This window comes from Tunturiibacter gelidiferens (assembly GCF_014201335.1).
GTDB classification, from domain to species: Bacteria; Acidobacteriota; Terriglobia; order Terriglobales; family Acidobacteriaceae; genus Edaphobacter; species Edaphobacter lichenicola_E.
Window position 1 is genome coordinate 113,972 of sequence record NZ_JACHEB010000001.1, and the last position, 12,981, is coordinate 126,952.

Genomic DNA, 12,981 nt, shown 5'->3' on the forward strand with positions numbered 1-12,981 from the left:
CCCTTCGACTGCACTTTGCCACTGCTGTCCTTCTCGCTCGCATGGAATTCAAACTGTTCCAAAGTTCAGGAAGGCTCGCTGTTGCGGATTTCCATGCTGCGGATGAGACCCTCCTGCACGAGGTAGACGTGTTGGACCATCGAATCGACGAGTATTTTTCCGGTGAGATCGCGAACGACCTGATGGACGTGAACGGTAGTGCGGCCATCGGATTCGAAGGTGAAATCGGTGGGTTCGACGTGCGGGTCGAGGATTGCCCACTGGCGCGTCCAATAGTCGCGAACCTCTGCGTGACCGTGCGCGCGACAGTTTTCCATTAAGTTGGGCCAGTCCACATCGCGATGCATGAGGTTTAGTACGGCGTCGATATCGCGTGCGTTGAAGTGCTTGTAGGCGGAGGCGAGAAGTTCGCGGTTAGTCTGGATGGCCTTCTGTTCTTGGATCATGATGGATGCGCTTCTTTAGCCGCGGACGGAGATGCCTGAGAAGGTCAACACGACGCGGCCTCGCACCGGTGCGCCGAAGACGCTGGCTGGCTGGAAGACGCTGGTCAAGAGCTGATCAACTACCTGGCTCTGAACAGCCGGGCTCTCAGGTCCGGAGACGATGCGATAGTCGTAGACCTTCCCCGCTGAGTTCACGCTGGCCTCCACGACGATGACGCCGTCGTGGTCGGTGAGGATGGCGTGGGGGTTGACCGAGGAGTAGAGATAGTGGGGCGAGGTCATGGCGCCGAGGGGCTCGTCGTTTGCCATAACGGGTTCTGGTGCGGCGAAAAGTCCCAGGAGAACAGCGATGCCGCCAACCAGAGCGACAGTGCCGGCAAAACCTGCAGATACCTGCACCAATAGAGGACGAACTGCGTTGTCCCATTTGAGACTGATGGTGTCGATCCAACTCGATTTGCGCCTGGAATGTTCGTGCGAGATGGCGAGCCTGAGCCTAAGCCCGAGGTCGGCCGGAGCCTTCGCTTGCCCAACGGTTGAAAGCATACGCTGGGTGGCACGCAAGGAAGCAAAGTCTTGTCTGCAGTCGGCGCAGTCTTCCAGATGTCTCGCGATTCGTTGCATCAGCTTTCCGCTGACATCGCCATCGAGATACGCGGAGAAAGAAGACTGGCACTTTTGACAACTTAGGGAGCTCATCGTGTCACCATCTGCTTCGATTCCTGAGAGGCCGGGGAGGACTCAGAAATTGCTGCGGCTACGACGCCATCCGCATTCAGGATTATGCGGAGGGCAGAACGACCGCGGGTGAGTCGCGACTTCACTGTGCCGAGGTTGACGTTGAGAATCTCGGCGATCTCTTCGTAGGTGAAGCCTTCAATCTCGCGCAGAATAACGACTGTGCGGAAGGCCTCGGGGATCTGCCGGAGTGCGGCTTCAACCCGCTCGCGAGTCTCGGCCTGGGCTGCATGGTCGAACGGAGAATCGGAGCGATCGGCAAGCGTTGCGGCGAGGCTGAGATGATTGTTCTCGGCGTCCGAGTCGGCTTCGAAAGAGGAATCGATGGTGATCTCCTGTTTCTTGTGGCGCGACCACCAGCGTCTCTGATTCGAGGCCTCGTGGAGAGCGATGCGATAGAGCCATGTACGCAGGCTGGACCCGCCGTGGAAGCCACGGATGCTGCGGAAGACCTTGATGAAAACTTCCTGAGTGATGTCGGCTGCGTCGGCGGGGTCGTTGAGGCTGCGGGCGATGAGTGAGTAGAGGGGTTGATGATATTGCGCGATGAGGACGGCGAACGCCTCCTCGGATCCGGCTTTGAGGTCGGCGACGAGAGCTACGTCTTCGGTGGTGATGCCTATTGCGCTTACTAGATTACCCACTATCGTGCCCGCCTGCATATCGGGTGTCCTTTACATTACGACTTGACGAATCGCTATGCAACTATGGAGCGTGCGACGCTCGCGAAGGTGTTAGAAACTGCGCCGCCGGCGGCCGAGTGCTCGCTCACTCTATTAGACTTAGACACCGGAGCATGGCAGATAAGTTCCCGCTGACATTGACTAATATTGAGCTGTCGGCCAGAATAGAAAGAGTCCTTCCTAAGAGTGGGCCTGTGGCGCAGCTGGGAGCGCGCTTCCATGGCATGGAAGAGGTCATCGGTTCGATCCCGATCAGGTCCACCAAATCATCTAGCTTAGAATCAAAAATTTATAGAGACCGTACAAGGCGACGCAAAAACCCCGTCATCGTCGGTGCGGTAATGCTGCCTCCTCGCGCCATATCTGCAGAGCTGTGACGAGAGCATGAGGGATGGGGATCGTGGCTGCTGACGGAAGATTCTTGAGATTGGTAAGGTGCTTACTCACACTACCCCGTGTTGGAGTAAGCCATCCGCCGCCCAGGTCTATGTCGCACCACTTAAGGCCTCTAACTTCAGAACGCCGAAGTCCGGTGACAGCAGCGACAAAGGACTGCGACGCGGATGGCGGTCTGCTCCAAAGCATCCGGAATCATTCGCTCACGATTTTTCTGACGCTCACTGGGCTTGCCTGGATTATCCTCTACGTCAGAATGGACTCCGAGGCGAAGTGGGGACAGGATAGATGCAACTTCGTCCGTAGCCAAGAAAGTCAATACAAGAATCGAGGAGGAAAGAGCCCAGATGTCAAAGATTCGTGTCGCGGGATTTGGTGTTTCGCTCGACGGTTTCACCGCTGGAGTTGAGCAAAGCCTGAGCGATCCGCTTGGTAAGTGTGGAACCGAGATCTTTCAGTGGTTCTTTCATACGCGGACCTTCTGCTCAATGCACGGCCAAGAGGGCGGATCCGCCGGCGACACCGACGATGAATTTGCCCATCGGGCGATGGACAACTTCGGCGCCTTCATCCTCGGTCGAAACATGTTCAGTCCCACGCGCGGCGCTTGGCTGGATGACTCATGGAAGGGCTGGTGGGGCGACAATCCGCCTTATCATGCGCCAACCTTCGTTTTGACACATCACGCGCGCGAGCCTCTGGTCATGGAAGGCGGGACAACTTTCTACTTTGTGACCGGCGGAATTGGTGAAGCGCTCGAACGCGCGAAGCAAGCTGCAGGCCAAAAAGACGTCAAGATTGGAGGAGGCGTCTCGACGGTGCGGCAGTATCTCAAGGCCGGACTCATCGACTCCCTGCATCTCGCGTCGGTGCCTGTTTTGCTCGGTCAGGGGGAATCGTTGTTTGAGGGGTTGGATCTGCGTGCGCTTGGCTTTTCCGTAACCAATCGCAAAGCTTCGGAATACGCGAATCATCTCACGCTGGAAAAGGTTTAGAGAAGCCGAGTTGCCAGCACGTCGCGGCGATCGGTATCGCGGTCGAGCCTCAGTTGTGTGATGTGAGAACCAATAGCAGGATGTGGAGTCTTGCTGATAGGGATGGGCGCTCATTTGGCGCGATTTGAGGACGATCACAACGATGGGTGTAACTTGACTTCGATCCGCTAAGGGGTCGATTTTCACTGTCGGCGAAGTACGGCGGGTAGATAGCTTCCGCGCCGGAATTGCCATAGATTCCAATTTCGCCCAAGGAATCGATATCGGTAGTTGTCCATAAGGAATTCCCGCGTACCAAAGAGATCGTTGCTCGTGATCTCGCCTGCGTTGACACGTGGCATCAGTGCCGCTTGTTCCTTCCACACATTCTTCGGCCAGACTCAAGTTACATGGGCTGGTCATAAATAAGGCATGTCTCTCGCGAGAATCGCGAATCGCACCGAGTTGGATTTCTCGATGAATGCGAGGCCTGTAAGCTTCAACCGAGCGAATTTTATACAAAGATGGCTCCCGACGTGGAGGACAACCCTACGCTATGCGATTGGCGCCGACACAGATATCTAGCATTGTTATCGATTAGCAGTGTAGTCTTCTGCTGACCTCATATAGGCTGATTGACTCCATCCATAGGCCGAAACCCCTAGGGGATCCTTCATGGCCCTAAGTTGTTTCGAGTGCTCAGCTGTTCAACGCCACAGCTGAGCCAGTCTTACCGGCCCGATCTGTCCTGGAAGAAGAAGGAGAACGATGAATTCGATTCTGCTCAGTGGCATCGTCTTTGCTTGTGTCTTCGCAGCTGCATTGGTTGGTATGGCTATCCGGCGAATCCTTCCGGAGGAACACCTCTGCACGGATGTCAAGGAGACCGTAAGACTCTCGACGGCTCTAATCTCCACCATGGCTGCGTTGGTCCTCGGAATGCTAGTATCGTCCGCAAAGTCGACCTATGATGCACGGCAGAACGAGGTCGTAGAGATGTCCTCCGAGATCGTCACGATCGATCGATCCCTGGAACGGTACGGCCCGGAGACCAGGAACATTCGCAGTGAATTCCGCCGCGTTGTAGCGGAGGGCGTCCAACGTATCTGGCCAGCGCAAAGCTCCTTGCGTTCAGAGCGCAGACCGGCTGACAAAGCTGAAACGCTGGTGGATCAGCTGGAGCATCTGGAGCCTAAGGATTCGAGTCAAGTCGCCGCAAAGTCCCAGATCACTGTGCAGATTATTGCTTTGCGACACACTCAATGGCTCATGTACCTTAAGTCCCAACACAGCTCGGTACCCACTCCTCTCCTCGTGGCACTCATCTCCTGGCTGGTGATCATCTTCGTCGGCTTCGGACTCTTCGCTCCACCAAACGCCACGATCTTCGTTACGCTAGGTCTTGCCGGCTTAGCCGTATCGGGAGCGATCTTCATCATCCTTGAGATGTATAGCCCCTTTACCGGCGTGATGAGGATCTCTTCAGCTCCCCTTATCGAAGCGCTCTCTCAGATGGAACGGTAGTCGTCTGATTCACGATTCTTAATCTCTCAATCTTCAGGCAACGCGCGATCACTTACCAGTCAATTTCTCAGGGAAATTGATCGGGAGACCAACGTCGCCACGCTTGATCTGTCCGGATCGCTTCAGGGAATCAGTCAAAATTCTCAGAACGTTTTGCGGTCGGCGGCTCCGACCCATCGTAGTTAACTCCGATAGGTCGGAGCCAAATCGAGTTGGGATTGCGATGTTCTATGTCTCCGTAGTCATGCGAAGTCTATATCTGATCAAAGCTTAGCCGGTCGGATTGCAATTGGCACATGGATTGCATCTACTCGGAGTGACCTGAGAGCAAGGGCGACGTCACGATCCGGAGAGATATCTCTCTCTGCCACAAGACGACTTCAGGCGACGGTATGAGCGGCGCAGATGTCGGCAGCAGCAGCGGCGTCGATTTGCCGAAAGAAGTGCAATGGGAATGTTCATGAAGATCGGATCGTCGCGAAGCTCATTCAATAACGTCAGTCGCAGGACGTTTCTTTCGACGAGCGCGGCAGCGCTTCTTTCAGTGCGTGCTGTAACAGCGAAAGGTGAGCAGGCATCTGGCGGCGATCCTCTGCCCTCGTGGAATGATGGACCCGCCAAGGCGGCGGTGCTTGCTTTTGTGAGGGATACGACCGAGAAATCGAGCCCGAAGTACGTTGAGAAGGCTGACCGAATCGCCACGTTTGATCAAGATGGCACGCTATGGACGGAACACCCGTTGTACGGACAGGCAATGTTTGCGCTGAAGCGTGTGGGTAAGATGGCGCCGGAACATCCGGAGTGGAAACAGAAGGATCCCTTCAAATCGGTGCTGGCAGGCGACCGTGCGGCGATGAGTAAATTTACTGAGACTGATTGGCTACAGATCGTCGCCGTGACCCATGCGGGGATGAGCACGGAGGCCTTTGAGGGGATCGTGAACGATTGGATCAAGACAGCCAAAGCACCTCGTTTCGACCGGCTTTATACCGATCTTGTCTTTCAGCCCATGCTAGAGGTTATGCAGTATCTGAGGGCCAATGGATTCAGGACGTACATCGTGACGGGAGGTGGCCAGGAGTTCGTTCGCGCCTACAGCGAGAGGGTGTATGGGGTTCCACCAGAGCACGTTGTTGGATCGAGCATCGTCACGAACTATGACAATTCGAGCGGGAAGCCGGTGCTAATGCGAGAGCCCAAGCCATTTTTCATCGACGACGGTCCCGGCAAGCCGGTTGGAATAAACCTCTTTATTGGCAAACGGCCGCAAGCTGCCTTTGGCAACTCCGGAAGTGCCGATTTCAAGTCGGGCGATACTCAAATGCTCGAATGGACACAGGCAGGAGGTGGCGCGCGGTTGATGATGCTCGTTCTACATGATGACGAGAAGCGCGAGTATGCTTATGGGCCCGCCGCAGGACTCCCGGACACGGGTGTCGGTACATTCTCCGAAGCGCTACTAACTGAGGCGACGAAAAACGCGTGGATCGTGATCAGTATGAAGAACGATTGGAAGCAGATTTTCCCTTGGCAAAAATGAATTGAACGACCTCTTTACTGGCCATAACCGCTCGCTCCGCTTTTTCTGGAAGTCGAGTGCGTACTTGAAAAGGAAATTCCAGTGATGATGATAAAGTTGACAGCGTATGCACTGCTCATGTCACTTGCCTTGGCAGTTGGCTGCAAGCAAACGCCCTCTCAGGACCCGACAACCTCGACCGCGCCTGAAGCTGTCGTGAAAGATGCCGCATCTGCCTACGAATATCTGTATCCTCTGGTCGTCTTCGGCGTCTCGACGGAGGCTCTCACCAACGTTGAGAAACCGACCTGGGAGACATTGTCGGCACCCATCAATCAGTTCATGAGTGTGCGCCAAAGCCGTCCAGATAATCATGGCGTCATCCTTCCCAGCACGGACACTTTGTATACCCTGGCCTGGACTGACGTGACGAATGAACCTGTGATATTTACGACACCGGCCATTCCGAACGTTCCCGGAACTACCAAAAAGCGGTTCATGATGTACGAGTTTATGGACGCATGGACGAAGGTCTACTACAGCAATGGCCTTCAGAAGGGTCTGACTAAGAAAACCAGCTTCATCATGGTCGGCCCCGACTTCAAGGGCGACCTGCCTAAGATTCCGAATAGCATCGTCGTCCACTGTACGACCAATCAGTCCTGGCTGATCGTCCGCACCCAAGTTGAAGGGCTCAACGATCTGCCCAATGTTCACGCGGTTCAAGATCAATATGATCTGAGGCCACTCAGCGCGTTCGGTAAACCTTTTACTCAACCTCTCGGAACCGTCAATCCCAATATACCCGTCACGCCTGGCCCGTCGCCGCAAGCCAATGCGCTTGACGGCGAGAAGTTCTTCACGAAAGCCGCCGAGTGGTTTAACAAAGTGCCATTTCCCGACGAAGATAGGGCCAAGGGCGTTGACAAACTCCTTGCCCAGTTCGGGATAGTTCACGGTCAACCCTTCGACTACTCCGCCTTATCGCTTGAAAAGAAGGCGGCTATGGGTCTCGCCACGAAGGCAGTCCAACATGAGTTCGATAAGATCGCCGCAAATCCGGCCAGCATCGGAGATCTGAAACAAGGGTGGCTCATTCCAAATCCACACCTCGGAAACTATGGAACAGATTATTCGCTCCGAGCAGGAATCGCCTTTGTGGGATTTGGCGCGAACCTTCCCGAGGATGGCTACTACCCCTTCTTGGTTCAGGATAGCGCTGGAAAGACCCTGGATGGCGGGAAGAAGTACACGATTACCTTTGCCAAGGGCCAAACACCGCCTGCCGGAGGGTTCTGGTCCGTTACCAACTATCAGAATCACTTTCTGATACCCGGCACTACAAAGTTTTCTGTAAGTGACTGGATGAACCCAAAGAAAAACGCTGACGGATCTTTGACCATCTACCTTCAGCCTACAAGTCCCGGCGCGGACAAAGAGCTCAATTGGCTACCAACATCAGCGAGCATCCCGATGATGACCCCGCTAATGCGCCTTTACTGGCCATTGCCACCCGCTCTCAATGGCACGTGGTACCCACCGCCCGCAATTGAAGTGCAATAAACACACAGAAGCGCAGCCAGACTGAGGTCATACACCATGAAACGTCGCCTTCTTCTCGTCGCGGTTACGGTGCTCCTTTTGAGCAATTTCGCCTTATCCGCCCAGACAGATACTCCAGCAGCGTCCGGTGATGCCTATTGGATTGCTTATTGGGGAAGCCCAAAAGTGGTTCTCTATGGTCCCGAGGAACAAGCGTTTAACCAAAACATCCATCAAGTGCCGTTCGCCCATGACCGTTTCGATCATGCATTAGATCAGGACACTTTGAACGCAAATGTCCAATGGTTGAAGGATCATCCGGGTGATCGTTTCTTCATTGAAGGTTATGCATCTGTGACCGGCAGCGAGGGCTACAATCTCAACCTCTCGAGACAGCGAGCGGAGTGGGTCAGAGAAATCATGATTCATAAGGGCATTCCGGAGAACCAAATCGTGCTGGCCGTGCCGTGGGGGAAGTTGTATCCAGCTTGTATCGACTCCTCCGAGGATTGCCATGCTAAGAACCGAGTTGTCCGGTTTGCCTACGCTCCTCGTTGAGAGAACTCGCCGCTCGCAGGAAAAGCTGGTTCTGAGTGATCACCGTTAAAGCTTGTAGGAAATGCTCTCATTTCAGTCGAGGTAAAGAATATGAAAAAGCTTCACGCAAACCGTTGTGTCGGACTCGTCGTTATTTTGGTTGCGGCGTTGACTTTGACGATTCAAGTTGCCCAGGGTCAATCCCAAATCCAAGGCGTGATTAATGGCCGCAGCGGTGCGACCATGACGGTGCAAAGTGCCGGATCTCCCAACACTGTCGTGCTTCTGACTGACAGTACGAGCGTCGGAGAGGTTGAAGGGGTCTTCAAAGCTCGCACAAAGCAGATGCCTATGACGGCTCTCATTCCCGGCCTTCCTGTTCAGATAAAGGGAACTCTTAATGATCAAAATCAGTTTGTCGCCGACACTATCAAATTCAAAGGCTCAGACCTGAAAGCTGCCATGGACGCCCAGGCGGGTCTGCAACCGACCGAGCAGAAGGTAGCTGCCAATGCGGCGCAGATACAGTTGAGTGACCAGGAGATTGCAGCGCAACAGGCAGCCCTGCAGCAGCAACAAGCTCAACTTACGGCCGAGCAGCAAAAGGTCGCTGCAAATAAAGCGGCCATCGCAGCTGCTAACAAACGCTTTGGCGAGTTAGGCGAATACAACATCCTTGGAGAAACCACTGTTCTCTTCGCTAATGGGAAGATCACCGTGGAGCCGCAATATAAAGAGCAGCTTCTGAAGCTAGCACAACAAGCCAAAGGTATTACTGCCTACATTCTTCAGGTACAGGGGTATGCCTCTGCGGTCGGCAGCGCTGCGTTGAATCAAAGACTTAGCAGCGAGCGCGCGAACGCGGTCACCGCAATTCTCGTTCAACAAGGTCAGATTCCTCTCACCAATATGCTCGCCCCTGGTGCAATGGGAACATCTTCTCAGGTTGACTCTGACAAGACCTCTGAAGGTCAGGCTGAAAACCGCCGTGTCGTCGTGCGGATTCTGCAAAACAAAGGCGTCTCTGGCAATTGAAATCTGGAGTCACAGTACTGACGTTGTTGGGTGGTCACATTCGACGGCCACCTCCCTTAGATTCGGGCTCTGAATAAAGCTTGTCCAATCTCAGTTGAGGAGAATAAATATGCGTGCCTATTCGAGAACTTCCAAGATGATCTTGAAGAGTTTTGTAGTTGCAGCTATCTGCCTGCTAGCCGTCCATCCAGGGTTTGCCCGAGACAAATACGAAACTATTGACGCTCAGGCCTTCGGTACCGGCACACAGATGGGGCAGAATATAGGCGTCACCTTGAACATCTATGAGTTTTCTACTCCTGCAGACCGAGTAACCCTAGTCCAGGCTTACGAGAAGGGCCAAAATCAGGGTCTCGTTAACGCTCTCTCACGAATGAAAGCTGTAGGGCACGTTGAGATAACCGGTACGCTCGGCTACGACTGTGCCTATATCAGAATGACGGCCACGCCCACCGGACGTAAGATCGTATTCGTCACAAATCGGCAGATCCGTTTTGGAGAAGCATTCTTCGACACCCAATCCCAGTCATACAACCTGACGGCCGGCGTTCTCGAACTCAACGATCAGGACAAGAGTAAGAGCACAGGAATTCTGTATCCCGAAGCGCAATTGACCATGAATAAAGAAGGCCAACTGACATTGGATTTGAATCAGAACCCCTGGAGACTTTCCGACCTCCTCGATTGGAAGGGAACTGCGGGAGTTAATTAAAGTAGTGCCAATAAGGCACTTGGCATCGGTGACGCTAGTGATCGACGCTTCAATCTCATAAAAATCGACAACGCCAATTGCATATCAACTAGCTCTTATGTGGTTTGAGGAGATGTGATGTCGAAAGATAGACCCACAATAGGAGTTGATGGATTGTTGCTTCCGATCCTGCCCCCGGAGAGAGATCCTCGCGTTTGGGCGCGGCTCGTGAGAATCATGTTCTACTTGCCCGGATTTATGGCATTGCTCCTAATCAAGACAGGAGAACCCGTGAGCTTCGGCATCACGGTGGAGCTCCTAATGCTATCGAGCGCGGCTGCCTTGGTTGGTGGTCTCTTTATAGGTGCTGATTCGTCAGGTACAGGAGCCGACGCTGCTTCGAAAATTGGCGTGTGGAGCGGATCTTTAATACTCGAGTTATTAGCCGTTGTTCCTTTTTTATGCGCTGTGCCTTCTTTGTTCCACGAGCTCGCTCATAGCACACTGCTGCATGCTCGGTTACCCGACACAGTAGACACATCGCTCGGGGCGTCCGAACTGTTGCCGATGGCCGCGATCCTGATCTTTATGCTTTATCAACTGGCAGGTTTTGGAACCTTACATTTTATCCTGCGAAAGACAGGAAATTGGATGGTGAATGCTGTGATTCTGTGCTTGATCATTGCCAGTTATGTCGCCAATCGCGAACGGATCTATCTATGGGAGCGAAGATGCACAGGGGTCTTGGTGATCCTGATGGTGCTTACAACCATCTACGCAATTCTTAGGTTGAAGCAGATGCAGTTGACTTATGATGAGCGGCTTCCGCCCAAATCGCAAAAGTAGGCCTCGTGCACCGTTCTGAGTTCAATGCTTTTTGCCTTTCCAATCTTTGCTGGTTTCAAGCGCAAGATCTTCCGGTGCATCTTCATCCGATTTTTCCAGCTCTTTGAGAAGCCCTTCATCCGATAGATCCAACGATTTGGAATTCGCCCAGTCGTGGCGGACTATCTCGTGAAGTCGGTTTGTAACGTGTTCATCGTTGACTTCTATCGCTAATTCGCGACGAGTGTCGAAGCTTCCAGGCGAGAGGTTGATTGATCCGATAATTGCCCGATTGCCGTTTGCAAAGAGCAATTTTGCATGTAGCTTCAGATGCTGCAACCTATGGATTTTCACGCCGACGTCCTGGAGAATGCGAAGACCGCTCACCCCCTCGTTCATCTGCTCCCGCTTCAGTTTGTGAGGTGGCCGAGCCATGACATGGATCTCGACCCCCCGGCGCGCTGCCCTGACGAGATGTTCGATCATGATCGAGTCTTGATAACGTTCGTTTTGCAACCACAACGAGTGCTTGGATTCGTCGATGAGTTGTCCAAGGCGCTGACGCCCATTTCCTATGCACCAGATGAGGTGTGAGTGGTCTCCCGGAGAAAACGCGGTACGGTGCCAGTCCGCTTCGAAACAATCAATGATCTCTCCTACCTCGTGTTTATGTGTAGTCACGACAGCGTAGTCGCGGGTCACCGTGAGGTTCTTGGTCTGCCAATTGAGTTACTTCACATAAGCGGTCTTGTCGTCGATCACCATTGACTTTCACGCCGGCCTGAGTCAGAGTTTTACGCGTCTCCTCGTTTTCCTGCATGCCATTTCGTCGCGCCGGATTGAGCATAATCCGCACGTCTACTCCTCGCCGATGGGTTGCAATGAGGGCGTCGATTAAGGTCGGATCCGAAAAAGTGAACATTTTAAGCCTGAGTGATTTCGTTGCGCTCTTCGCGGCGTCTACGATGGGCTTTCCGGAATCATCCGGTAGAACGATTAGGGAACGGGACATGGAGTTCCTTCCGGGCCGACTGCTTAGGATGTCAGCGAGCGTCGCGCGAAGCTCGTTGGAGTGATAAAGTTCTTTCGGTTACGAACGAAGAGCGGATGCAATAAGATCAGCACATTTTGGTCCCAAACCATCGTTTGCAGCTGAACGAGATGGGCGTTATCGCTAGTGACATAAATGGATCGTTCTCAATGTTCATCGATTCTTGCCGATGAATGCGCGGTGAGCGGGCTCTCCTCCGGCTCCATTTTGGAGGCGATCTGCCATGACATGACTTCAAGGGCAACAAGACGTGCGATGAGAACAGTGAGATATAACTGACCCGTCAACGCTTCTGCAATTGCGAGGCTGCGTGAGATCGGCTTAATAGGCACAATGTCTCCGTATCCAAGGGTCGTCAGAGTCGCAAAGCTGTAGTAGTACCACTCAACTACGGAGAAGAAACTACCTACAGAAGTTTGGAATGAGCCGGGAATCAAGCGATTGGCGATGTGATAACAGTGAGCCCAACCCAAGCCGAGCAGGAGATACACGGCCACGGCTCCTTGAACCCTAGCGGAGGTTACAATTCCACTCCGGAATATCTGGGTGAGGAGCACGCAGCAAATAAGGACAATGCTGGCAAGAGTCGCAACCTCCCGCCAAAGCGCGAAGTTGTCGGTTCTGATCCACCATGCGGTCCATCGGATGACGAGAGCAATGATTGCAACAAACGAGCTAAAGATGAAGAGCCGACGATTTTCCCATGCAATCGCCACGCCGCAGATAGTTACGACTGAGAAGATAAGGTCACGCCAAAACTTTGCGTAGGGACGCTCAAGTCCCAGCACGGGGATCAGGAACACGGTGAGGACAAGCAAACCCAGAAATATCGATAGAGTGAGTTGCGACTCCCAGGTCTGTGTGATCAGAGCACGCCCCTTTTCGAAGGCGGAGACTCGACGGTCTTTTACAAAGGTTTTAGATAACATCTGGTTGGAGAACCTTCTATGAGGCTGCGAGAGTGATCACATCAACAGAAGTTCAGATGAAGATAAGCGATTACAGCGTTCAGCGATCTCT

14 protein-coding genes and 1 tRNA gene are annotated in these 12,981 nt (G+C 53.4%); 9 read left to right on the forward strand and 6 right to left on the reverse strand.

Going from position 1 to position 12,981, the window contains the following annotated elements; translation table 11 throughout:
• Positions 1–65: 65 nt before the first annotated feature.
• From HDF14_RS00445 to HDF14_RS00455, 3 genes are read right to left on the reverse strand one after another with little or no spacing between them, the layout of a single operon-like run.
• A complete protein-coding gene (locus HDF14_RS00445; RefSeq protein WP_183972492.1) occupies positions 66–446 on the reverse strand; it encodes a nuclear transport factor 2 family protein in 381 nt (126 codons plus the stop codon).
• A 15-nt stretch (positions 447–461) separates the two neighbouring features.
• The gene (locus tag HDF14_RS00450) at positions 462–1,145 is read right to left on the reverse strand and encodes a zf-HC2 domain-containing protein (RefSeq protein WP_183972494.1); all 684 of its coding nucleotides are present in this window, start codon (positions 1,143–1,145) and stop codon (positions 462–464) included.
• Entirely contained in the window at positions 1,142–1,846 is a 705-nt protein-coding gene (locus HDF14_RS00455) for an RNA polymerase sigma factor (protein ID WP_183972495.1), read from the reverse strand. The genes HDF14_RS00450 and HDF14_RS00455 overlap by 4 nt, the downstream gene beginning before the upstream one ends.
• Positions 1,847–2,055: 209 nt before the next feature.
• Here HDF14_RS00455 and HDF14_RS00460 point away from each other — a divergent pair.
• From HDF14_RS00460 to HDF14_RS00500, 9 genes are all read left to right on the forward strand, one after another.
• A tRNA-Ala gene (locus HDF14_RS00460) sits at positions 2,056–2,131 on the forward strand.
• Positions 2,132–2,610: 479 nt separating this feature from the next.
• On the forward strand, positions 2,611–3,258 hold the full coding sequence (locus HDF14_RS00465) for a dihydrofolate reductase family protein (protein ID WP_183972497.1): 648 nt from the start codon (positions 2,611–2,613) through the stop codon (positions 3,256–3,258).
• A gap of 747 nt (positions 3,259–4,005) precedes the next feature.
• Positions 4,006–4,761, forward strand: coding sequence for a DUF4239 domain-containing protein (locus HDF14_RS00470; protein ID WP_183972499.1), 756 nt, complete (start codon positions 4,006–4,008; stop codon positions 4,759–4,761).
• Between the two features lie 460 nt (positions 4,762–5,221).
• Positions 5,222–6,301: an HAD family hydrolase gene (locus tag HDF14_RS00475; protein ID WP_183972501.1), complete on the forward strand. Its 1,080-nt coding sequence runs from the start codon at positions 5,222–5,224 to the stop codon at positions 6,299–6,301.
• Between the two features lie 84 nt (positions 6,302–6,385).
• Positions 6,386–7,843: a DUF1254 domain-containing protein gene (locus tag HDF14_RS00480; protein ID WP_183972503.1), complete on the forward strand. Its 1,458-nt coding sequence runs from the start codon at positions 6,386–6,388 to the stop codon at positions 7,841–7,843.
• Between the two features lie 36 nt (positions 7,844–7,879).
• Positions 7,880–8,380, forward strand: coding sequence for an OmpA family protein (locus HDF14_RS00485; protein WP_183972505.1), 501 nt, complete (start codon positions 7,880–7,882; stop codon positions 8,378–8,380).
• A 135-nt stretch (positions 8,381–8,515) separates the two neighbouring features.
• Positions 8,516–9,394 (forward strand): OmpA family protein, encoded by an 879-nt coding sequence (locus HDF14_RS00490; protein ID WP_260697927.1) that lies wholly within the window; start codon positions 8,516–8,518, stop codon positions 9,392–9,394.
• Positions 9,395–9,530: 136 nt separating this feature from the next.
• Entirely contained in the window at positions 9,531–10,106 is a 576-nt protein-coding gene (locus HDF14_RS00495; RefSeq protein WP_260697928.1) for a hypothetical protein, read from the forward strand.
• A 270-nt stretch (positions 10,107–10,376) separates the two neighbouring features.
• The gene (locus HDF14_RS00500; protein ID WP_313899453.1) at positions 10,377–10,931 is read left to right on the forward strand and encodes a hypothetical protein; all 555 of its coding nucleotides are present in this window, start codon (positions 10,377–10,379) and stop codon (positions 10,929–10,931) included.
• Positions 10,932–10,952: 21 nt separating this feature from the next.
• Here the strand turns inward: HDF14_RS00500 and HDF14_RS00505 are convergent, their stop codons facing one another.
• The 3 genes from HDF14_RS00505 to HDF14_RS00510 form a co-directional block, all read right to left on the reverse strand.
• On the reverse strand, positions 10,953–11,612 hold the full coding sequence (locus HDF14_RS00505; RefSeq protein WP_221304496.1) for a phospholipase D-like domain-containing protein: 660 nt from the start codon (positions 11,610–11,612) through the stop codon (positions 10,953–10,955).
• The gene (locus tag HDF14_RS27310; RefSeq protein ID WP_221304497.1) at positions 11,578–11,922 is read right to left on the reverse strand and encodes a phospholipase D-like domain-containing protein; all 345 of its coding nucleotides are present in this window, start codon (positions 11,920–11,922) and stop codon (positions 11,578–11,580) included. The genes HDF14_RS00505 and HDF14_RS27310 overlap by 35 nt, the downstream gene beginning before the upstream one ends.
• A 185-nt stretch (positions 11,923–12,107) precedes the next feature.
• Positions 12,108–12,890 carry a potassium channel family protein gene (locus HDF14_RS00510; RefSeq protein WP_183972513.1) on the reverse strand — a complete coding sequence of 261 codons (783 nt, stop codon included), beginning with the start codon at positions 12,888–12,890 and terminating at the stop codon, positions 12,108–12,110.
• Between the last annotated feature and the right edge of the window lie 91 nt (positions 12,891–12,981).